At 70.8% G+C, this 19,485-nt stretch carries 17 protein-coding genes; 8 read left to right on the top strand and 9 right to left on the bottom strand.

Annotation, left to right across the window (positions count from 1 at the left end; genetic code table 11):
• Positions 1 to 3 precede the first annotated feature (3 nt).
• From MW290_RS06945 to MW290_RS06955, 3 genes are read left to right on the top strand one after another with little or no spacing between them, the layout of a single operon-like run.
• Positions 4 to 1,215, top strand: coding sequence for an MFS transporter (locus tag MW290_RS06945; RefSeq protein WP_250196521.1), 1,212 nt, complete (start codon positions 4 to 6; stop codon positions 1,213 to 1,215).
• Between the two features lie 11 nt (positions 1,216 to 1,226).
• Positions 1,227 to 1,880 (top strand): hypothetical protein, encoded by a 654-nt coding sequence (locus MW290_RS06950; RefSeq protein ID WP_250196522.1) that lies wholly within the window; start codon positions 1,227 to 1,229, stop codon positions 1,878 to 1,880.
• A gap of 2 nt (positions 1,881 to 1,882) precedes the next feature.
• The gene (locus MW290_RS06955; protein WP_250196523.1) at positions 1,883 to 3,091 is read left to right on the top strand and encodes an MFS transporter; all 1,209 of its coding nucleotides are present in this window, start codon (positions 1,883 to 1,885) and stop codon (positions 3,089 to 3,091) included.
• 30 nt (positions 3,092 to 3,121) lie between these two features.
• Here the strand turns inward: MW290_RS06955 and MW290_RS06960 are convergent, their stop codons facing one another.
• From MW290_RS06960 to pqqB, 6 genes are all read right to left on the bottom strand, one after another.
• Positions 3,122 to 7,249 carry a PAS domain-containing hybrid sensor histidine kinase/response regulator gene (locus MW290_RS06960; protein WP_250196524.1) on the bottom strand — a complete coding sequence of 1,376 codons (4,128 nt, stop codon included), beginning with the start codon at positions 7,247 to 7,249 and terminating at the stop codon, positions 3,122 to 3,124.
• A gap of 4 nt (positions 7,250 to 7,253) precedes the next feature.
• The gene (locus MW290_RS06965; RefSeq protein ID WP_250196525.1) at positions 7,254 to 8,342 is read right to left on the bottom strand and encodes a response regulator; all 1,089 of its coding nucleotides are present in this window, start codon (positions 8,340 to 8,342) and stop codon (positions 7,254 to 7,256) included.
• 68 nt (positions 8,343 to 8,410) lie between these two features.
• Positions 8,411 to 9,556: a pyrroloquinoline quinone biosynthesis protein PqqE gene (pqqE, locus tag MW290_RS06970; RefSeq protein WP_250196526.1), complete on the bottom strand. Its 1,146-nt coding sequence runs from the start codon at positions 9,554 to 9,556 to the stop codon at positions 8,411 to 8,413.
• Positions 9,547 to 9,822 carry a pyrroloquinoline quinone biosynthesis peptide chaperone PqqD gene (gene pqqD, locus MW290_RS06975; protein ID WP_250196527.1) on the bottom strand — a complete coding sequence of 92 codons (276 nt, stop codon included), beginning with the start codon at positions 9,820 to 9,822 and terminating at the stop codon, positions 9,547 to 9,549. The genes pqqE and pqqD overlap by 10 nt, the downstream gene beginning before the upstream one ends.
• The gene (gene pqqC, locus MW290_RS06980) at positions 9,819 to 10,556 is read right to left on the bottom strand and encodes a pyrroloquinoline-quinone synthase PqqC (protein ID WP_250196528.1); all 738 of its coding nucleotides are present in this window, start codon (positions 10,554 to 10,556) and stop codon (positions 9,819 to 9,821) included. The genes pqqD and pqqC overlap by 4 nt, the downstream gene beginning before the upstream one ends.
• Before the next feature lie 8 nt (positions 10,557 to 10,564).
• Positions 10,565 to 11,521: a pyrroloquinoline quinone biosynthesis protein PqqB gene (gene pqqB, locus MW290_RS06985; protein ID WP_250196529.1), complete on the bottom strand. Its 957-nt coding sequence runs from the start codon at positions 11,519 to 11,521 to the stop codon at positions 10,565 to 10,567.
• Positions 11,522 to 11,856: 335 nt separating this feature from the next.
• On the opposite strand from pqqB, the gene MW290_RS06990 reads away from it, so the two are divergent.
• The 4 genes from MW290_RS06990 to MW290_RS07005 all read left to right on the top strand — a co-directional run bounded on the left by MW290_RS06990 (position 11,857) and on the right by MW290_RS07005 (position 15,304).
• Entirely contained in the window at positions 11,857 to 12,792 is a 936-nt protein-coding gene (locus MW290_RS06990) for an alpha/beta fold hydrolase (RefSeq protein ID WP_250196530.1), read from the top strand.
• A 7-nt stretch (positions 12,793 to 12,799) separates the two neighbouring features.
• Positions 12,800 to 14,182, top strand: coding sequence for an ATP-binding protein (locus MW290_RS06995; RefSeq protein ID WP_375142822.1), 1,383 nt, complete (start codon positions 12,800 to 12,802; stop codon positions 14,180 to 14,182).
• Positions 14,179 to 14,817 (top strand): response regulator, encoded by a 639-nt coding sequence (locus MW290_RS07000; protein WP_250196532.1) that lies wholly within the window; start codon positions 14,179 to 14,181, stop codon positions 14,815 to 14,817. The genes MW290_RS06995 and MW290_RS07000 overlap by 4 nt, the downstream gene beginning before the upstream one ends.
• Positions 14,818 to 14,989: 172 nt before the next feature.
• The gene (locus MW290_RS07005; protein WP_250196533.1) at positions 14,990 to 15,304 is read left to right on the top strand and encodes an EthD family reductase; all 315 of its coding nucleotides are present in this window, start codon (positions 14,990 to 14,992) and stop codon (positions 15,302 to 15,304) included.
• Here the strand turns inward: MW290_RS07005 and MW290_RS07010 are convergent.
• Entirely contained in the window at positions 15,282 to 16,481 is a 1,200-nt protein-coding gene (locus MW290_RS07010) for an acyltransferase family protein (RefSeq protein ID WP_250196534.1), read from the bottom strand. The genes MW290_RS07005 and MW290_RS07010 overlap by 23 nt on opposite strands.
• 67 nt (positions 16,482 to 16,548) lie before the next feature.
• On the opposite strand from MW290_RS07010, the gene MW290_RS07015 reads away from it, so the two are divergent.
• Positions 16,549 to 16,752, top strand: a complete 204-nt coding sequence (locus tag MW290_RS07015; protein ID WP_250196535.1) for a DUF3606 domain-containing protein — start codon at positions 16,549 to 16,551, stop codon at positions 16,750 to 16,752.
• Positions 16,753 to 16,754: 2 nt separating this feature from the next.
• On the opposite strand, the gene MW290_RS07020 is transcribed toward MW290_RS07015, so the two are convergent.
• Together MW290_RS07020 and MW290_RS07025 are read right to left on the bottom strand one after the other, a co-directional pair.
• A complete protein-coding gene (locus tag MW290_RS07020; protein ID WP_250196536.1) occupies positions 16,755 to 18,701 on the bottom strand; it encodes a methyl-accepting chemotaxis protein in 1,947 nt (648 codons plus the stop codon).
• A 105-nt stretch (positions 18,702 to 18,806) separates the two neighbouring features.
• Positions 18,807 to 19,478 (bottom strand): HAD family hydrolase, encoded by a 672-nt coding sequence (locus MW290_RS07025; RefSeq protein ID WP_250196537.1) that lies wholly within the window; start codon positions 19,476 to 19,478, stop codon positions 18,807 to 18,809.
• Between the last annotated feature and the right edge of the window lie 7 nt (positions 19,479 to 19,485).

The following is a 19,485-nucleotide window of genomic DNA, read 5'->3' on the forward strand; positions in this document are numbered from 1 at the left end:
GCCATGTTCTCACCCGAGCGCATTTACCAGTCAGACCGCAACAAGGTCGGCGTCCAGGCAGCCTTGCGCAGCATGGGCGACATCCATCCGCGAACGCCTCTTCACGCGCCTCGCCAGAGGCTAGACAACGCCCGGCCGTCGCTGGACTTGCAGAGCTTGGTGCTCGATATCAATGAGCACTTTCTGGAGCTGTCGAATCCTGGTGAATTCAAGCGCTCGACCCTCAGTGTCATGTGGCTGCTGGCTGCAATGGTGTTTGCCGGATCAAACATCGGCGCTGTCTCAGCATTGCACGTGATGCTGACCAACGCTTCCTTGAAAGGCATGGATTACGTCGCGCTTTTCTGTTTGGCAGCGTTAGCGCCTTGCACATACGCGTTCTTGTATTTCCTGCGCCCCAGCGAAGCCTTCCTGACCGCCCTGCGCGCCCGCTACCGCTTCAACCGCTCCACTGGCAAGGTCTACATCGTGCGGCCTCGCAAGTTCGGCGGCAACGCGGTGCTCGACTGGTCCCGCGTACGCGCCCATGTGCAGTGGCGCCCGCCACTGCCGGGCAGCGACCTGGAAGGTGACCCCACGACCGAGCGCCACCGCGAGCGGCTGGAGCAGCCGGCCCTGGACCATGCCTACCTGATGCTGTACTGGCCGCCGCTGGACCCCGCCGATCCGCAGCGCCGGGGCGAGGACCTGATCTTCGTCGGACACGAAGGCTCTGGCGCCAACCTCTGGGAGTACCTGCGCACCTTCATGAACAAGGGCCTGGGCGCCGTGCCTGAGCCGCAGCCCTTTGAGTACCTGCGCAAAGGCTTCAGCACGGCGCGACAGGCGCAGATGGAGGTCATGCTGCAACCGACGCTGGTCAAGGAGCAGATCCTCGGGCAAAGCACTGCGACCGGCCTGTTCCTCAAGCTCGACTCCTACCTCTGGCGCTACAACCACGTGCTGGGCGAACGCATGGCCTACTGGCCCACCTTCCCCGAAGCCTGGAACAGCGACTGCGGCCAGCGCCGCCGGGAAGACGGCATCGGCCCCGAAGAGCCGCTGCGCTGGACACCCACGGGTCCGGTGCTGCAAGGAGAGATCTTCGCCAATGAATGCACCGACCTCAGCGAGGCCTCGCCCGCTCAATGGGCACGCATGCTGGCCTGGACCGCGCTGCACATCGCCATCGGCACCGCGCTGCTGGTGGTGCCGATCTGGTGGATGCGGTCGTGACTGTGCGTGCAATGCAGACGGTCCTTCACAAGCCGGCCGGCGCCGCCTTCGACAGCCTGGGCCTGGCCCCCGCGCTGCGTCGAGCGGCCGTGCGCCAGGACGGCCGAGCGCTGGCCGAAGCCGCCAAAGCCCTGGTGGACACGGCCGCGGCCATCAAGGGGTTGCGCACGTCGGTCTATGAGACCTTGCTTTGGAAGGAGCTGCCAGACAGCGTCGCCGCGCGCTATGTGGAGGGTGTCAAACGCGCCAACACCGACAAATTGATCGCACTCAAGGGGACCGCCGCACGCTGGGTGTCCGCCGGCACCGCCATCGGGGTGGTCATGGATGGGTTTGATGCGGTAGAGGCGGGCTCGAACGGGGATGCCCGTTTGGCCTTCGCCTATGCCAGCCGCGCGGGTGCTGGCATAGGCACGATCGTATCGACGATCGCCATCGGTCGCGTCGCGAGTGCCCCGACCTGGCTGCTGCGCACACAGGTCGTTCTTGCGCTGTGCACGACGGCTCTGACAGTCGTCATTGGCCAGCTCAGGGGCGAAGCCTGGACGAACTGGCTTCAGAAGCAGCCGCTTCGCTCTGCAGGCAGCAAGCGGAGCCCCTACACCAGTGAGCGAGCGCTCCTGCTTGATCTGGGAGAGGCCATGACTGAACTGGAGGGGAAGTAGCCATGTTCTCGCCTGAGAGCGCCTACCAGCGCGGGCGCACCAAACTCGGCGCCTCAGGTGCGGTGCGCAGCATGGGCGACATCCACTCGCGCACGCAGTTGTCTGGACCCGAGAACAAGCTGCAAGCAGCTCGCGCTTCGCTTGACCTGCAAAGCTTGGTGCTGGACATCAACGAACACTTCTTGGAGGTCTCCAACCCTGGCGAGTACCAGCGATCAACGGTGAATACGCACTGGCTCGTTGTCGTGATGGGCTTGTCACTTTCAGCCATCGGTTCGGTCTGGGGTGGCATCGAATGGGGTCAGGCATCCACGTCTTGGGGCGACCGTTTGGCCATCTCGCTGTTCTGGTGCCTGACCGTAGGCCTTTACGTCCTTTTCTACCTCCTGCGCCCCAGCGAGTCCTACTGGACCGCCCTGCGCGCCCGCTACCGCTTCAACCGCTCCACCGGCAAGGTCTACATCGTGCGGCCTCGCAAGTTCGGCGGCAACGCGGTGCTCGACTGGTCCCGCGTACGCGCCCATGTGCAGTGGCGCCCGCCACTGCCGGGCAGCGACCTGGAAGGTGACCCCACGACCGAGCGCCACCGCGAGCGGCTGGAGCAGCCGGCCTTGGACCACGCCTACCTGATGCTGTACTGGCCGCCTCTGGACCCCGCCGATCCGCAGCGCCGGGGCGAGGACCTGATCTTCGTCGGACACGAAGGCTCTGGCGCCAACCTCTGGGAGTACCTGCGCACCTTCATGAACAAGGGCCTGGGCGCCGTGCCTGAGCCGCAGCTCTTTGAGTACCTGCGCAAAGGCTTCAGCACGGCGCGACAGGCGCAGATGGAGGTCATGCTGCAACCGACGCTGGTCAAGGAGCAGATCCTCGGGCAAAGCACTGCGACCGGCCTGTTCCTCAAGCTCGACTCCTACCTCTGGCGCTACAACCACGTGCTGGGCGAACGCATGGCCTACTGGCCCACCTTCCCCGAAGCCTGGAACAGCGACTGCGGCCAGCGCCGCCGGGAAGACGGCATCGGCCCCGAAGAGCCGCTGCGCTGGACACCCACGGGTCCGGTGCTGCAAGGAGAGATCTTCGCCAACGAATGCACCGACCACAGCGAGGCCACGCCCGCTCAATGGGCACGCATGCTGGCCTGGACCGCGCTGCACATCGCCATCGGCACCGCGCTGCTGGTGGTGCCGATCTGGTGGATGCGGTCGTGACTGTGCGGCAGCGCCTGGCGATCGGCCAGATCAGTCCACGCGGCTGCGCACCTGGCTGCGCAGCCCGCGCAGCAGGGCCAGCACCTCGTCGTAGTCGAAGCGGGCCAGGGCCGATTCCATCGTGGCCACGCCATCGGGCGACCAGCGGCGCAAGCCGCCGGCCACCGAGCGGAACAGCGACTGGGCGTCGTAGTCGGCCGCGGTCAACAAGGCTTCCAGCCGGTCGAGCGCCGCTTCGGCCGGCGGTGGCGTTGCTGCGTCTTCGGCGCTACGCGCCCGCTGCTGCGCGGCGTCGTCGGCCTGCAGCGCGGCGCTGATGTGGCGCACCAGTTCGGCCGTTCGGTCGGCCAGGGCCTGGCCGGCGGCCAGTGCGGCAGAGGCCGGCACGGTGCCCGCACGGGCCTGCAGCACGGCCGCCTCGGTGGCCTGGGCGTCGGCGGCCACCGCGGTGGCGCCGATAGCGCCTGCGGCGCCCCGCAGTGCATGGGCCACCGCCCGCACCGTGGCCAGGTCGCCCTGCGCGCCGGCCTCTGCCAGGCGCGTGACCTCGGCCGCGTACTGGTCGGCAAACTGGCGCAGCACCCGGCGCTGCACGTCGGCGCGGCCGGCCAGGTACTGGCGGGCCTGGTCGGCATCCAGGCCGGGCACCTGCAGCCAGCCGCCGTCGTGCACCACGGGCGCGGCGGTGGCCGGGGCTTCCAGCGGCATGGCGGCCGTGGGCAGCGGCGCCACCTCCAGCGGCTGGCCATCGCCCAACCAGCGCCACAGCATGGCGTACAGCTCACCGGCATGCACCGGCTTGCCCAGGTGGTCGTCCATGCCGGCCGCCAGGCAGGCCGCGCGGTCTTCGCCGAAGGCGCTGGCCGTCATCGCCAGCACCGGCAGCCGCGGCTGGCCCTCGGGCTGCCGCGCACGCCACTGACGCGTGGCTTCCAGGCCGTCCATCACCGGCATCTGCACGTCCATCAGCACCAGGTCGGGCGGCGTCTGCAGCCCGGCCGGCACGCTCAGCCGGGCCAGGGCCTGGGCACCATCGGCGGCCACCTCCACCTGCAGACCGGCGGCCTGCAGCAGCTCGCGCATCACGTCCTGGTTGACCGGGTTGTCCTCCACCAGCAGCACGCGTGCGCCCGCACAGCGGCGCTGCAGCAGGCGTTCGTACTGCTGGGTGCGCGGGGCCGCCCAATGGCGCGCCGCGGCCGCCACATCGCCGGCCTGCAGCTGGGCGGTGAACCAGAAGCAGCTGCCCTGCCCCAGGTTGCTTTCCACACCCACCTCGCCGCCCATCATCTCGGCCAGCCGGCGGGTGATGGCCAGGCCCAGGCCGGTGCCGCCGAAGCGGCGGGTGGTGGAGGCATCGGCCTGCACGAAGGCGCCGAACAGGCTGCCCAGCTGCTCGGGCGCGATGCCGATGCCGGTGTCGCGCACCTCGAAGCGCAGGCAGGGCCGCGCCTCGGTGCTGCCGGCCAGCGGCGTGACGACCAGCTCGATGCCGCCGCGCTCGGTGAACTTGACGGCGTTGCTCAGCAGGTTCACCAGCGCCTGCGACAGCCGCGTGGGGTCGCCGCGCAGCGCATCGGGCGCTGTTGCATGGTCCACCTTCAGCGTCAGGCCGCGGTCGCGGGCACGCGGAGCCACCAGCGCGCAGCTGCTGCCCAGCAACGCGCCCAGGGAGAAGTCGGTGTTCTCCAGCTCCAGCCGGCCGGCCTCGATCTTGGACAGATCGAGGATGTCGTTGAGCACCTGCAGCAGGTGGTCGGCCGCGTCGGACACGCGGGCCAGGCGCTCGCGCTCGCTGCGGCCGCGGGCATCGCGGCGCAGCAGGTGGGTGAGGCCGACGATGGCATTGAGCGGCGTGCGGATCTCGTGGCTCATGTTGGCCAGGAAGGCACTCTTGGCCCGGTTGGCGGCCTCGGCCTTGTCGCGTGAGGCCACCAGCAGCGCATTGGCGTCCTGCAGCTGGCGGGTGCGTTCGTCCACCAGCTCCTGCAGCCGGTGGCGGTGGCGGTCGAGCTCCAGCGCGATGCGCTGATGTTCGGTGATGTCTTCCACCACCAGCAGGTGGTGGGTGATGCGGCCATCGGGCTGGCGGATGGGGGCTGCCTGCACGAATTCGGCATACCGCTCGCCGTTGCGCCGGCTGTTGCTGAACTCGCCCGACCAGCCCTGGCCGGCGGCCAGCTCCCGGCGCATGGCCTCCTCGCGCTCGGCGGGACCGCGGTCGGGTTGCAGCAGGTGGTGCGGCCGGCCGATGGCATCGGCCGCCGGCCAGCCGCTGATGCGGGTGAAGGCCTCGTTCACGTACTCGATGCGGCCCCGCAGGTCGCTGATGGCGATGCCCACCGGACTTTGCGCCACCGCCATCGACAGCTTGCGCAGCTCGCCCTCGGCCACGTAGCGCTCGGTGATATCGCTGAACGAGGTGACGACGCCGGTCAGCCGCCCTTCTTCGCCCTCACGCACCGGTTCGGCATTCATCATCAGCCAGCGCATGCCGTGCGGCAGCGCGGCACCCACCAGCATGTTGCGGCAGGGGTGGCCGGTGCGCCGGGTGCGGGCCAGCGGCAGCTCGTCGAAGTCCAGCGGCCGGCCGTCGGGCCGCAGTGGCTGCCAGCGCTGCAGGCTGCCGGGCTGCTGCAGCTGCGCCAGCGTCATGCCGAAGAAGCGCTCGGCCTGGGCATTGCACGCGATCAGCTGCAGCCGCGCGTCGAACACCAGGATGCCTTCGTCCAGCACCGACACCATGGACCGGTAGCGCGCGGCGCTCTCGCGCAGCGACTCTTCAGCCTGCCGCCGCTCGGTGATGTCGCGCGAGATGCCGAACAGGCCCACCACCGCACCCGACTCGTCGCGCAGCGGCCCCTTGGTGGCCAGGAACACCTGCGGGCCGAGCGCGGTGTCGATGCGTTCTTCGTAGGTGTGCAGCCGCCCCTCGGCCACCACCTGGGCATCGTTGGCCATCAACGCCTTCGCCTGCTCGGCCGGAAACAGCGCCCGGTCGTCACGGCCGAGCACCGCCGCCACCGGCTGGCCGATGATGCGGCTGGCCTCGCGGTTGCACAGCACGTAGCGGCCCTCCAGGTCCTTGGCGAAGATGGCGTCGCTGGAGCCTTCGGCGATCGCCTGCATCAACGCCAGGCCGCGCAGGCGCTCGGCCTGCGCGGCCTGCTGGCGGCGCGCATCGTCCAGCGCATGGCGGTCATTCCGCAGCCGCAAGGCGGTGGCCATCGCCAGCATGGCCAGCGCGCCCGCCACCAGGACCCACAGGCTGTCGAACAGCGCGGTGGCACGTGCCTCGGCCCGCGTGATGCGCGCCACCAGGAACCAGCCGGCATCGTCCACCGGCTGCAGCACGCCCAGCACCGCCCGGCCCTGACCATCGGTGCCGGTGGTCACGCGGCCCAACGGGGCATCGCCGCGGATCACACGCGCCGCCAGGCGCTGCGGATCGGACAACGACAGCGGCGGTTCATCGGCCGTGCCAAACAGATGGTCGCCGATGCGCCGCACGAGCAAGGTGGTGGCGGTGGTGGCGCCGGGCAGCGGCGGCAGCGTGAGCAGCGGCAGCAGGAAGCCGCCCGCATCGGAGCGCAGCACCAGCACCGCCCGCGGCTGCGCGCCCTGCGCCGGCAGCGGCAGCAGCAGGTGCAGCCAGGCGCCGCCCTCCCCATGGCCATGGCTGGCGCCCTGGCCCTCGGCGGGCGACAGCCCGGTGTGCGTGGGCCGGCCGGTGGCCAGCGCTTCGCGCGCCATCATGGCCAGCAGCGGCGGCATCACCGGCTCGGGCAGCTCGCTGGCCAGCAAACCGCCCTGCTCGTCCAGCAGCAGCGCGTCGTGCTGGCCCAGGGCCTTGCGCACTTCCACCGCGGCCGCCAGCAGGCGCTGCAGCGCCGGCTCGTCGCCGCTGGCCTGCCACTGGCGGTAGGGCTCGGCTTCGACGCCGGCATGGGCCAGGCGCTGCGCCTGCCGCAGCTGCACCTGCAGCCAGCGGCCGGCCTGCCGCGCGCGGGCATCGGCCACCGCCTCCAGCTGCTGCAGCTGCCGGTCCAGCAGCCAGCGGTAGGTCAGCACCGTGGTCACCACCGACAGCAGCGCCACCAGCACCAAGGCCACCGCCAGCCAGCCGCGCGGCGGCAACAGGCGCTGCCCCGGCTTCATCACGTCAAGCCAGCGCCTCGTCGGGCCGGGCGCGCGCGATGTCGCAGAACCGGTCGTAGTGGGTAAGGAAGGCGTCCAGCAGGTCGGGGTCGAACTGGCCGCCCCGCTGCGCGGCCATCACCTCGCGCACGCGGCCGAAGTCGATCGGCGCCTTGTAAACGCGTCGCGAAATCATCGCGTCGAACACGTCGGCCACGGCCATGATGCGGGCGGCCAGCGGAATCTCGTCGCCGGCCAGGCCGTCGGGGTAGCCCTGGCCGTCCCAGCGCTCGTGGTGGTGGGTGGCGATGTCGCTGGCAAAGCGCAGGAAGGGCACCGGCTCCTGCATGTCGGCCACCGCGCGCTGGATGGCCTCGCCACCCAGGCGGGCATGGGTCTTCATCAGCGCCCACTCCTCATCGTTCAGTTTGCCGGGCTTGAGCAGCACGCGGTCGGGGATGCCCACCTTGCCGATGTCGTGCAGCGGCGCCGACTTGACGATGAGGTCGATGCAGTGCGGCGCCAGCTCGTCGGCGAAGCGGGGATGCCCGCACACCAGCGTGGCCAGCAGCCGCACGTAGTCCTGCGTGCGCAGGATGTGGTTGCCGGTTTCCTGGTCGCGGGTCTCGGCCACGCGGGCCAGCGCCCGCATGCTCACGTCCTGGATGACGCGGTTCTCGCACTCGCGGCGGTCCACCTCCGCTTCCAGCGAGGCATTGCGCCACTGCAGCCGCTGGCGGGCGGCGGCCAGTTCCAGGTGGGTGCGCACACGCGCCATCACGATGGCCGGGCGCAGCGGCTTGGTGATGTAGTCGACCGCCCCCAGCGACAGGCCGCGGTGCTCGTCCTCGACGTCGCTCATCGCGGTGGCGAAGATGACCGGGATCTGGCGCGTCTCGTCCTGCTCCTGCAGCCGGTCCAGCGCCTCGTAGCCGCTCATGCCCGGCATCATCACGTCCAGCAGGATCAGCGCCGGCCGAGGCTGCAGCTGGGCCAGCTCCAGCGCGCGGGCCCCGGTGGTGGCCGCCCGCACACGGTAGTGGGGGCTGAGCAGCTCGCCGAGCACCATCAGGTTCTCGGTGTTGTCGTCCACGATCAGGATGGTTGGCTTCACAAACGACCCCTAGCCTGACGCCTGCCTGCGCCGGTTATACCCCGGGCCGGGGCGCCGCCGTCAGGGGGTCAGCCAGGGGGTGCGGCCTGCGCCAGCCGGCGCGAGGTGGCCGCATCGCGGAACACCAGCGGCCGCTCCACCACGCCGCCGCCGGGCTGCTCGGCCCGCGCCAGCGCCTGCGCCACCACGCCGTGGTGCGGGCTCTTGGGGCACACCGGGTCGGCCGCGGCGGGGTCCTGCGCCAGCATGTAGGCTTGGCAGCGGCAGCCGCCCAGGTCCTGCTCGCGCTGGTCGCAGCTGCTGCAGGGCTCCTTCATCCAGCCGGTGCCGCGGTAGCGGTTGAAGCCTTCGCTCTCGTACCAGATGTGCCGCAGCGAGTGCTCGCGCACGTTCGGAAAGGCCAGGCCCGGCAGCATGCGGGCGGTGTGGCAGGGCAGCGCGGTGCCGTCGGGCGCGACGGTGAGGAACATGCTGCCCCAGCCGTTGACGCACTTCTTGGGCCGGCCGTCGTGGTAGTCGGGCGCCACGAAAAAGAGGCGCATGCGCTCGCCCAGCTGCTCGCGCCAGCGGGCGGTGGTGGCCTCGGCCTGGCGCAGCTGCGCGGCGGTGGGCAGCAGGTGCTCGCGGTTTTCCAGTGCCCAGGAGTAGTACTGCGTGTTGGCCAGCTCCAGGTACTCGGCGCCCAGCTCGTCGGCCATCGCGATGATGCGGTCGATGTGGTCGATGTTCAGGCGGTGGATGACCACGTTCATCACCATCGGCCAGCCCTGCGCCTTGATGAGCCCGGCCACCTGGTACTTGAGCGCGAAGGTCTTGGTGTGCGAGAGGAAGTCGTTCACCTCGCGCGTGGAGTCCTGGAACGACAGCTGCACATGGTCCAGCCCGGCGGCCTTCAGCGCCTCGGCGCGCGCGGCGGTCAGGCCGACGCCGCTGGTCAGCAGGTTGGTGTAGTAGCCCAGCTTGCGGGCCTCGGCCACCAGCACTTCCAGGTCGTCGCGCAGCAGCGGCTCGCCGCCCGAAAAGCCGCACTGCACCGCGCCCAGCGCGCGGCCTTCATGCAGCACGCGCAACCAGCCTTCGGTGTCCAGCTCGTCGGCCTGGGTGGCGTAGTCCACCGGGTTGTAGCAGAACACGCAGTGCAGCGGGCAGCGGTAGGTGAGTTCCGCCAGCAGCCACAGCGGCGGACCGACCGTGGGCGGGGGCTTCAGCTCCACGCCAGCCACCGCTGCTTGCCCGCCATCTCGACGAAGGCGATGACGTCGGGTTGCAGCCCCTGGGCGTTGAAGGCCTGCTCCAGCTCACCCACGATCGCGGCCAGCGGCTTGGCGCCGTCGCAGCGCTTCATGATCTCGCCGGCGCTCTGGTTCAGCTTGACCATGCCTTCGGGGTACAGCAGCACATGACAGTTCTGCGCCGGCTCCCATTGCAGCCGAAAGCCCGGCGCCACGCGCGGCACGGTCTCGGGGGTCACGGCCGTCATGCCACCCCCTGCACGCCGTAGCGGGTGGCCATGGCGTCGTTCATCGCCCACAGGATGTCGAGCTTGAACTGCAGCACCTCCAGCGCACGCTGCTGCAGCGGCCGGGTGCTGAAGTGGTCCAGCGTGATGGCCAGGCCCTGCTCCACATCGCGACGCGCCTGGCTGACGCGGTTGCGAAAGTAGCTCAGGCCGCCGGGCTCGATCCAGCCATAGTGCTCGGGCCAAGTGGCCAAGCGCTGCTTGTGGATCTCGGGCGCGAACAGCTCGGTGAGCGAGGAACACACCGCCTCCTGCCAGGGCGCGCGGCGCGCGAAGTTGACGTACGCATCCACCGCAAAGCGCACCGCCGGCACCACGTGGCGCAGGTCGAGCACTTCTTCGCGCGACAGGCCCACGGCCTCGGCCAGGCGCAGCCAGGCCTCGATGCCGCCGGGGTCGCGCACCGTGCCCTCGGGCCCGGTCAGCTCGAAGCCGTCGTGGTCCAGGATGCGCTGCACCCAGCCGCGGCGCACCTCGCGGTCGGTGCAGTTGCTCATCACCGCCGCGTCCTTGATGGGGATCGCGATCTGGTAGTAAAAGCGGTTGGCCACCCAGCCGCGGATCTGTTCCGGCGTGGCATGGCCGGTGTTCAGCATCACGTTGAACGGGTGGTGAATGTGGTACGCCTTGCCCTTGGCGCGCAGCTGCGCCTCGAACTCGACGCGGTCCCAGGCGGTCTCTATGGTGGCGGTCATCGCGATGCTCACAGCGTGATCTGCATACCGTCCTCGCACACCTCGACGCGGGCGCGCGCCAGTTCGGCGCGCGCGGCCGAGTCCTCGTCCAGGATCGGGTTGGTGTTGTTGATGTGGATGAGCAGCTTGCGGGTGCTGGCCGGCAGCCGGCCCAGCACTTCCAGCATGCCGCCCGGCCCGCTTTGCGGCAGGTGGCCGATGGCGCGTGCCCGCTGCGGGCCCACGCCGGTGGTGATCATCTCGTCGTCGGTCCAGAAGGTGCCGTCCACCATCACCACGTCGGCGCTGGCCATCGCATCGAACACCGCGGGCGTGATGGCGCCCAGCCCCGGCGCGTAGAACAGGCGCCGGCCGCTGCGCTGGTCGATGGCGGTGATGCCGATGTTGTCACCGGGCTCGCCGCTGTCGCGGTGGGGCGAATAGGGCGCGGCCTTGCTGTCCAGCGGCAGCGCCTTGAACTGCAGGCCGTCGGCGCCCGGCACGCTGAAGGGCGTGCCGTCCAGCGCGATGGCCTGGCGCGCGGTGCCGCAATAGTGGCTGAGCACCCGCAGCACCGGGTTGCCATGGGTCAGGTCTTCTTCCACGGCGTCGGTGCACCACAGCGGCAGCGGGTCGGGCGCGCGGCCGCCGGGCCGCTCGGGCGCGGGGCGCGAACGCTCGCGCAGCATGAACAGGCCCGTCACATGGTCGATCTGCCCGTCCATCAGCACCACGCCGGCAATGGCCGAATCACGCAGGCCGCGGCCGGGTTGCAGCTCGGAGTTGGCGCGGATCTGCGCCAGCAGGTCGGGCGATGCGTTGAACAGCACGCCGTCCGCGCCCTGGTCGGGCCGGATGAAGATGGACGACTGCGTGCGCGCCTGGGCTCGCAGCGTGCCGGCCCGCAGGCCGGCGCAGTTGCGGCAGTTGCAGTTCCACTGCGGAAAGCCGCCGCCGGCGGCGGAGCCGAGCACCGTGATGCGCATGGTGGGCAGTCGTCGGGAAAGAATGAGGGGTCGCCACGGGCAGAAGGTGGTTCACAACTTCACGCGCGGCGACCGGGCACCGTCAGCGGTTGGCGACGTACAGGCTGATCTCGAAGCCGAAACGCCAGTCGATCGCCGCTGGGGTTTGCCATTGCATGTTCATAGGGGGCTCCTTTCTCCGGTGGCGCAGCGCCGGTTGGCCACTGCGGAGGCACTTTCGCGCCCCGTGGTGCATGGTCGGGGCTGGCGCGCCGGACGGCCAGCCGGGTGAGCATGAATCCCCCTTCATGATTTCCATGAACCCAGCTAGGGGTTGGGGCCGATACGATGGGGGTGTGCCCGACGTCCTGCAGTCCCTCAGTCCCCCGCCGTTCCGGCAGTTCATGCTGGCGGCTTCGCACGGGCACCAGCTGCACGTGCAGCAGTGGGGCCACCCCAGCGCGCCGCCCTTGCTGCTGCTGCACGGCGGCCCCGGCTCAGGGCTGGGCCCGGCGCTGTACCGCAGCCTCGATCCCGCGCGCTGGCACGTCATCGGCCTGGACCAGCGCGGCGCCGGCCGCAGCCTGCCCGCCGGCAGCACCGAGCACAACACCACCGCCCACCTGCTGACCGATCTGGCGCTGCTGCGCCGCACGCTGGGCATCGAGCGCTGGTGGGTGCTGGGCGGCTCCTGGGGCGCCACGCTGGCGCTGGCCTATGCGCTGGCTGAACCCGCCGCGGTGTGTGGCCTGCTGCTGCGCAGCGCCTTCCTGGCGCGGCCGGCCGACATGCAGCCCTTCATGCCGCTGGTGGAAACCTTCCTGGCCGCGGCGGGTGATGCCGGCGAGCGCCAGGCCATCGCCCGCGCGTGGTGGCAGCTGGAAACCCGCCGCGCCACCGGCACCGCGGCGCCACCGCCGGAAGGCGAAGCGCTGGCCACGCTGGTGCAGCGCTATGCCGTGCAGGCGCACTACCTGCACGCCGGCTGCTGGCTGCAGCACCCGCCGCTGGCGGACCGGCTGGCGCCGCTGCGCCGGCTGCCGGTGCAGCTGGTGCATGGCACAGCCGACCGCATCTGCCCGCCCGACGGCGCCCGCCTGCTGGCCGAGCGGCTGCCGCAGGCCCGGCTGCACTGGGCCGAAGGCGCGGGCCACGACCCCACGCACCCGGCCATGCTGGCGGCGATGGCGGTGGCCCTGGCCGAAGCAACAACGCTCGAAGACGCAGGGCGGCCCGCCGCCGCCCGGCGGCCCGAAGACGGCGGGCCTCCCTCTCGGAGGGATCCCGCGTAGCGGGAGGGTGCCCCATTTGAGCCTTCGCCTCAAGATCAACCTGCTGGTGAGCGCGCTGACCTTGCTGTTCGTCACCGCGGTGATGGCGCTGCAGCTGCGCAACATGCAGGAATCGGTGCGCGAGGAGGTGGTGGCCGCCAACCGCGTGGCAGCCCAGCTGCTCAAGCGCACCGCCTGGCTCTATGCGGCCCAGGGCACGCCGGCCATGCGCGCCTTCCTGGAAGGCGTGGGCCGTGTGCGCTCCAACGACATCACGCTGCTGGACGCGCAGGGCAACGAGCTGTACCACTCGCCGCCCTCACCCTACAAGGCCGGCCGCGACGCGCCGGACTGGTTCGAGCGGCTGGTGTCACCACCGCCCGACGAGCAGTCCATCGGCTTTCCGGACGGCAAGCTGGTGGTGCGGGCCAATGCCTCGCGCGCCATCATCGACGCCTGGGACAGCGCCAGCGTGATGGTGGGCTCCGCGCTGGCCTTGCTGGCGGTGGTCAATGCGCTGGTGTTCTGGCTGGTGGGGCGGGCGGTGCGGCCCTTCGCCCGCATCGTGGGGGCGCTGGGCGAGGTGGAAGCCGGCCGCTTCGGCGTGCAGCTGCCGCGCCTGCCGGGCGTGGAGGCGGCGGCCATCGGCGCCGCTTTCAACCGCATGGTGGCGCAGCTGGAAGACCACATCGAGACCGAGCGCCGCGCCGTGCGGGCCGAGATGCAGCTGTCCGACAGCCGCGAGCTGGCGCGCTGGGTGGAACGCCATGTGGAGCAGGAGCGTCGCATGATCGCGCGCGAGCTGCACGACGAGCTGGGCCAGTCGGTCACCGCGATGCGCAGCATGGCCACCTCCATCGCCCAGCGCAGCAAGGACAAGGACGCACCCACCGAGCAGGCGGCCCGCTTGATCGCCGATGAATGCTCGCGCCTCTATGACGCGATGCACGGCATCATCCCGCGGCTGGCGCCGCTGGTGCTGGACCGCTTCGGCCTGGCCGAGGCGCTGGACGACCTGGCCGAGCGCACCCGCCGCACCCAGCGCGAGCTGCGGCTGGACCTGCACGTGGCGCTGGACGAGCAACCGGTGCCGCCCGACACCGCGCTGGCGCTGTATCGCGCCGCGCAGGAAGGCGTGACCAATGCGCTGCGCCATGGCCAGGCACGCCACATCACGCTGGACCTGCGGCGCGACGCGCAAGGCCTGCGGCTGCAGGTCACCGACGACGGCACCGGTCCACCGCCCGCGCCGGCCGCCGGCCGCCCGACACAGCTGCCGGGCGCGCCCGGCCACTATGGCCTGCGCTGGCTGGCCGAGCGGGTGGAAGGGCTGGGCGGGCGGTTTGCCCTGCTGCCGGCACCCGGGCGCGGTGCCCGGCTGGAAGTGTGCCTGCCGATGGAGACACGATGACGCCGCTGCTGCGGGTGATGCTGGTGGACGACCATGCGTTGGTGCGCATGGGCTTTCGCATGTTGCTGGCCGATGCCCAGATCGAGGTGGTGGCCGAGGCCGACACCGGTGAGCAGGCCTGCGCCGACTATGCGCAGGCCCGGCCCGACGTGGTGGTGATGGACCTCTCGATGCCCGGCATGGGCGGCCTGGAAGCCTTGCGCCGCCTGCTGGCGCAGGACCCCAAGGCGCGGGTGCTGGTGCTCTCGGCCCATGAAGACACGGCCCATCCGCGCCGTGCGCTCAAGGCCGGCGCGCTGGGCTACCTGGGCAAGCGCAGCGCGCCCGATGCGCTGATCGCCGCCGTCACCGCCGTGGGTGCCGGCCGGCCCTATGTGGACCCGGCCACCGCGCAGGCGCTGGCGCTGGCCACCGTGACCGGCGAGACCAGCCCGGCCGAAGGCCTGAGCGAGCGCGAGTTCAGTGTCTTCGTGCAGCTGGCCCGCGGCCTGAGCGTGGCGCAGATCGCCGAGAACCTGAAGCTCTCGCCCAGCACCGTGGGCACCCACCTGTACCACGTCAAGCAGAAGCTGGGCGCCAGCAACCAGAGCGAGCTGACGCTGGTGGCGCTGCGCTGGGGCCTTATTGAAGCTTGATGTTCGCCCCCAAGCTCGCGTTGCTCGCGCCCCCCGAGGGGGAGCTCAGTCCCTTGGGGCGGCCCGGCGGGGCTGAGGGCCGCATCCGGGTGGCGCCCGATGCGCCACCGGATGGCGGCGCTTATGGTGCGAGCGGTGCGGCCCTGTCGGCCGCCTGAGCAGGAGACATTCGATGATCAAGGTGACCGTGATGTACCCCCACACGCCCGGGGCGCGCTTCGACCACGACTACTACCGCGACAAGCACATGCCCATGGTGCAGGACAAGCTGGGCCCGGCCTGCCTGCGCTACACGGTGGACAAGGGCCTGTCGGGCGGCGCGCCCGGGTCGCCGCCGCCCTACGTGGGCACCTGCTCGCTGTTCTTCGAGTCGGTGGACGCCTTCCAGACCGCCTTCGGCCCCAAGGCGCAGGAGATCCTGGGCGACATTCCCAACTACACCGACCTGCAGCCGGTGATGATGATCAGCGAAGCCGTGGTGAGCTGAGATCCGCCTGCCGGCGGCGCGGCGACCGCAGCCGCCCCGTGGCCGCATCCACCCGCTGCATGGCCGGCCGCTCCACCAGCCGGTGGGCCGCGAAACACAGGCCCACCAGCACCGGCACCAGGGCCAGCTGCGCCAGCGCAAAAGCCCCGGCCGACCAGCCGCGGGCATCGGTCATCACGCGCATCAGCGTGTACAGCAGCAAGCCGTGCAGCAGGTACAGGCCGTACGACATCTCGCCCAGCGTGCGCGCCGCACGGCTGCGCAGCAGCCCGAACAAGTCGTTGCCGGCCGCCAGCAGCGCGAAGGCGCCCGCCAGCGCCAGCATGGGCACCGGCGAGTAGACCCAGGGCCGCGCCAGGAAACCGGTGGCCAGCAGCCCCAGCAGCAGCAGCGTGGCCACCCGCCCGCGCGCCCGCTGCACGAAGCACGGCCAGCGCACCAGCCCGCACACCGCCAGGCCGGCCATGAAGGGCACGAGGTAGCGCAGCTGCAGCAGGTGTTGCCACGCCGCCAGCAGCCCGATGGTGGCCAGCAGCAGGGCCGACGCCAGCAGCCAGCGCGCACCCACCCGTTGGCCCAGCGCCATGGCCAGCCAGGGCAGCGCGGCGTAGAACGCCCACTCGTAGGTCAGCGACCACACCACGCCAGCCACCATCACATACGTCGCGGTCACGCCGTTGAGGTCGGGCACACCGGGAATCGCGAACAGCAGCCAGCGCAACGCGTCGAGCAGGACCTGTGGCAGGGGCGACTGCAAGCGGCCACCGCTGACCACCGCCACCAGCGTGAACAGGCACGCCATGGCCACCAGGTACAGCGGCGTCAGCCGCAGCACCCGCGAGACCAGCAGCCGCAGCCAGTCGATGGGCTGCCCGCGCGCCTGCAGCAGCTTGTGGCCGAACAGCAGCGCGGTGATCATGAAGAACAGCGCGACGCTGCCTTCGCCCAGGTTGTTCATCAGCCGCGAGGGCGGCTGTTGCCACTGACCCGTTGGCAGGTAGCCCCACCACACCGCGCCGTGGTGCACGAACACCATCAACGCCAGGTAGCCACGCAGGCCATCGATGGCGGCAAAGGGCGCGGGTGGTGGTGGCGGGCGCCACCGTGCCAGCCCGTGGGCGCACCCGGTGGCGACCGACAGCACGCCCAGCAGGACAAGGACTTCGGGATAAGGCACGGCGCGGGATCATGCCACCGGGTGCGGCACGGCCTTTGCCGCAGGCTGCACAACGCCTGGAGATTCCATGACCGACCGCACCGCCGGCCCGCCCGAGGACCCGACCCCCACCACCGTGGACACCGACGATCCGGGCAACGTCACCTACTGGTGCGAACTGTTCGGCGTGACGCTGGAGCAGCTGCAGGAAGCCGTGCTGGCCGCCGGCACCGACCCCGCCGCCGTGCGCCAGCACTTTCTGCAGCAAGGCAGCAGCGCCGGCGCGGGCTGAGCTCACACTGGCAGTTTGAAGCGCGCCACGCGCTCGGCCAGGCCCTGGGCCTGCTGGCGCAGCGTGCTGGCGGCGGCAGCGGTTTCTTCCACCAGCGCGGCGTTCTGCTGCGTCTGCTGGTCCAGCTGCTGCAGCGCCGCGCCCACTTCGGCCACGCCGGTGCTCTGCTGCCCGGTGCCGGTCAGCACCTCGGTCATCAGCTCGCGCATGCGGCTGGCGGTGTCCACCAGTTCACTCATGCGCACGCCCGCCTGACCGACGACGCTGCTGCCTTCGTCCACGCGCTGAACGCTGGCCGAGATCAGGCCCTTGATTTCACGCGCCGCCTCGGCGCTGCGCTGCGCCAGGGTACGCACTTCACCGGCCACGACGGCAAAGCCACGGCCTTGTTCGCCGGCCCGGGCGGCTTCCACCGCGGCATTCAGCGCGAGGATGTTGGTCTGGAACGCGATGCCGTCGATGGTGCCGATGATGTCGCCGATGCGCTGAGACGAGGACTGCACGCCGCCCATGGTGCGGATCACCTCCTCGATGGTGCGGCCGCCTGCACCCGCGGTCTCGGCATTGCCCACGGCCATGTCCGCCGCGCGCTTGACGCTGACGGCGGTGTTCTGCACCGTGGCCGAGATCTCGTCCATCGCGGCGGCCGATTCCTGCAGGTTGGCCGCGGCCTGCTCGCTGCGCACGCTCAGATCGTGAGAGGCATCGGCGATCTCGCTGCTGGCGTTGACGATGGCGTCCGACGCATGGCGCACCTCGCCCACGATGCCGCGCAGCGAGGCCTGCATCTCGGCCAGCGTGAGCATCAGCGAAGCAGCCTCGTCGCGGCCCCAGGGGCGCGGCATGGTGGTCAGGTCGCCGGCGGTCATCGCCTTGAGGTGGCGGCGCACCTCGCCCAGGCCGCCGTTCATCACCAGGTAGAAGGCGTAGAACAGGTACATGCCCAGCAGCAGCGAGCCCGCGGTGAAGGCCAGCGTGAGGTTGCGGTTGAGCAGCACACGCGCCTCACGGTCGCGCAGCAGCTCTTCCAGCATCACCGTGCCTTCGGCCGACAGCTTGCGCAGCGCATCCACCGCGGCCTGGCCCGTGGGATTCAACGCCTGCACATCGGCCTGGAAGGCTTCACCGAACCACGGCTTGGCAGCCGCGTCCAGGAAGGCGCGGGCCGGCTTGACCGCCGCCTCGACATCGAGCCGGGTGGCCACTTCGGGCTCGGCCTGCGCCGCGCGCCGCAGGTCGTCGGTCAGGCCGTCGACGGCCTTGGCGGCCGTGTACCAGGCGGCGTACAAGTCGCGCACGCCCGCGGGCGTGGCCCCCTCGCGGGCCAGCGCACCCGACAGGCCGCGGCTGCGCGAGATGCCCTCGATCAGCTCGGGGGCGGTGAGCGCGGATGCGGTCATCAGGTAGTAGGTGGCCTGTTCGGGGTCCAGCGACAGGCCGGAGACATCGAGCACCGAGCTGCGCATGGAGCGCAGCGCGTCCACATAGGCCTGCAGCCGCTGGGCGACCTGGCCGGGCGCATCGGCGGCCTGGGCCAGCGCCTGGTGTGCCTGCAGGGCCTGGGCCACCGTGGCAGCGGCGTCCACGCCTTCGGGCCGCGCCTGCACCAGGGCTTGCACCGGCCGCATCAGCTGCTCGATGGCGGCCATGTCGGGCCGCGGCATCTCACCGGACAGCACGCGCCGCCGCTGCTTCTGCACCTCGATCAGCCAGGGCTCGATCTTGCGCAGCATCTGCACGCCCGCCAGTTCCTTGCGGGTGAAGCTGAGCGATTCACCCACGCCCTGGAGATAGGACACCATCAGCAGGACCAGGGGCACCAGAAAGGCCACCGACACCAGCACCGCCTTGCCGCTGAAGCGCAGACGCCGAAAAAGCCGCACGCCTGGCGCCCAGGGGCCGTGGTGGGCAAAAAAACCATCGGCGCCGCGCGCGTCGGCAACCGGCAAGGACCGGGGGGCGGCAGCAGCTGCCGCGCTCGTCATGCTGGACATCAAGGCTCTCACGTCATTTCTGACGGTTTGTCGGCAGAATGACGGCGACCTTGATCTCTGTTACAGCGGCGGGTGACGGACTCCACGAATCGGCCAGCCGCGCAACTGGGCTTGCGCCTGCAGCCGTGCGTCCGGCCGCACCGCCACCGGATGGGTGACGGCCTCCAGCAACAGCAGGTCGCTGGCCGAGTCGGAATAGAAGAAGCTGAGACTGAACTGCGCCAGGCGCTGGCCACGGCCGGCCAGCCAGGCTTCCACATGGGCGGGCTTGTGCGGGCCATGGCAAGGTGCGCCGTCGATGCCGCCGTCGGGCAGGCCATCGGCATCCAGCGTGGGCTGGGTGGCCAGCAGTTCGCCGATGCCGAAGAGGCGCGCAAAGGGCTCGGCCACGAACCGGGTGGTGGCGGTGACGATGGCGCACAGGTCGCCGCGGGCCTGGTGCTCGGCCACCAGCGCCCGCATGTCGGGCGGCAGCCGCGGCGCCATGGCCTGCTCGAAGCCCTGCAGCAACGCCTGCAGCCGCGGCCGGCCCAGCGCGGCCAGCGGCGCCACGGTGGCGCGGTGCACGTCGTGGATGCTGGCCTGGCCGGCCACGTAGCGCTGGCACCAGCGCAGGTAGGTGTCGGGCGCATCGGCGGGCAGCACGCCGCGGTCGGCCAGATAGCCGGTCCAGGCCATGCCGCTGTCGAAGGGGATCAGCGTGTGGTCGAGGTCGAACAGCGCCAGGCGCATGGCGCGG

This window comes from Aquincola tertiaricarbonis, from assembly GCF_023573145.1.
GTDB classification, from domain to species: domain Bacteria; phylum Pseudomonadota; class Gammaproteobacteria; order Burkholderiales; family Burkholderiaceae_C; genus Aquincola; species Aquincola tertiaricarbonis_B.

Bases quoted from the DNA above. Each gene is read 5' to 3' on its own strand.
- pqqC (WP_250196528.1), bottom strand. From the start codon at position 10,556: ATGACCGCCACCATAGAGACCGCCTGGGACCGCGTCGAGTTCGAGGCG.
- MW290_RS06950 (WP_250196522.1), top strand. From the start codon at position 1,227: ATGCAGACGGTCCTTCACAAGCCGGCCGGCGCCGCCTTCGACAGCCTG.
- pqqB (WP_250196529.1), bottom strand. From the start codon at position 11,521: ATGCGCATCACGGTGCTCGGCTCCGCCGCCGGCGGCGGCTTTCCGCAG.
- MW290_RS06955 (WP_250196523.1), top strand. From the start codon at position 1,883: ATGTTCTCGCCTGAGAGCGCCTACCAGCGCGGGCGCACCAAACTCGGC.
- pqqD (WP_250196527.1), bottom strand. From the start codon at position 9,822: ATGACGGCCGTGACCCCCGAGACCGTGCCGCGCGTGGCGCCGGGCTTT.
- MW290_RS07015 (WP_250196535.1), top strand. From the start codon at position 16,549: ATGACCGACCGCACCGCCGGCCCGCCCGAGGACCCGACCCCCACCACC.
- MW290_RS07005 (WP_250196533.1), top strand. From the start codon at position 14,990: ATGATCAAGGTGACCGTGATGTACCCCCACACGCCCGGGGCGCGCTTC.
- MW290_RS07025 (WP_250196537.1), bottom strand. From the start codon at position 19,478: ATGCGCCTGGCGCTGTTCGACCTCGACCACACGCTGATCCCCTTCGAC.
- MW290_RS06945 (WP_250196521.1), top strand. From the start codon at position 4: ATGTTCTCACCCGAGCGCATTTACCAGTCAGACCGCAACAAGGTCGGC.
- MW290_RS06960 (WP_250196524.1), bottom strand. From the start codon at position 7,249: ATGAAGCCGGGGCAGCGCCTGTTGCCGCCGCGCGGCTGGCTGGCGGTG.
- MW290_RS07000 (WP_250196532.1), top strand. From the start codon at position 14,179: ATGACGCCGCTGCTGCGGGTGATGCTGGTGGACGACCATGCGTTGGTG.